Origin of the sequence: Synechococcus sp. H70.1 (genome assembly GCF_047502705.1) — a bacterium.
GTDB lineage: Bacteria > Cyanobacteriota > Cyanobacteriia > Thermostichales > Thermostichaceae > Thermostichus.
Map to the genome: position 1 here is coordinate 1 of NZ_JANSIV010000048.1, position 1,211 is coordinate 1,211.

The window sequence follows — 1,211 nt, forward strand, 5'->3', positions numbered from 1 at the left end:
GTGGATCTCCACCTGATCCCCATAGCGGGATCCCACCACCACGGGCGTAAACAGCGGCTTGCCCTCCACCAGCCGGTACACGCCCGTAAGGCCGAACTGTTCTACCAGGCTTGCTTGGGGCAGGAGCAGGGCTTGGCGGGTTTCTCCTGCCAACTTCAGACGGCCCAGCATGCCCGGCATTGCTCCGGGGAGCGGGGGAATCTCCACCTTCACCTCCACCGTTCTTGAGCTGGGGTCGGCGCTGGGGATGATTTGGCGGATGGTTCCCTCCACGGTTTGGTTGAGGCTGTCGATGTTGATGGGCACCGCTTGTCCCACCCGGATTTGGCCGGCCAGGGATTCGGGCAAGGCCACGGAAAACCGCAGCCGCTCGCTGCTTTCTAGCTCCACAATCGGCTGGCCCGGCCCCGCCAAAGCCCCTACCTCCACATACTTGCGGGTGACGACGCCGGCAAAGGGGGCGACCAGGGTTCCGTAGGCAAGGTTGGCTTGGGTTTGCGCCACCCCTGCCTGGGCCTGGGCCATGGCTGCCTGCACCTCAGGGATCCGGCTTTCCGCCTGGGCAAGCTGGGCCCGTGCTTGGGTCAATCCCTGTTCGGCCTGCTGGATCCCGGCCTTGAGCTGGGCCAGGCGGCCCAGGAGCACGGCTACCCGCGTATTGGCCTGATCCACCTGGGCTTGGGCCACGGCTCCTTCGGCGTGCAGCTTCTGCATCCGCTCTTGGTGCAAACGGGCCTCCTGCAGCTCCGCTTCCGCCTGCTGCTTCTGGGCTTGCACCTGGCGCAAGGCTTCTTCTGCTCCCCTCACCCCCGCCTGGGCGGCCAGAAGGCCTGCTTGGGCCTGCTGCAGTTGCGCCTCAGCCTGTTGCCGCTGGGCTTGGGCCTGTTGCTGGGCGGCTTGCACATCGCTGATATCCAGGCGGGCAATCAGGGATCCAGCCGCCACCCGCTGCCCCTCCTGAACCGGCAGCTCCACGACTCGGCCCACGATGCGGCTGCTGAGGGGGGTGCGCTCCACGGCCTCTAGGCTGCCCACCAGGATCCGCTCTTGGCTGATTTCCCGTGGCTTGACCTCCAGCGTGGTCAGTGGAGCGGCCTCGGTGGCTTCCAGGGACCCTGTCCCGCCGACGCGACCGGCAACCTCCAAAGCTGCCCCCCCTTGGCCGGGCCGGCCTTGGGATCCCAGCAGCCAGCCGCCCAGCCCCCCTAGCG

At 67.4% G+C, this 1,211-nt stretch carries 1 protein-coding gene; it reads right to left on the minus strand.

The features are described from left to right. Nucleotides 1–1,211: efflux RND transporter periplasmic adaptor subunit (locus NW827_RS03905; protein ID WP_414503359.1), on the minus strand; the 1,211-nt coding region annotated here is incomplete at both ends.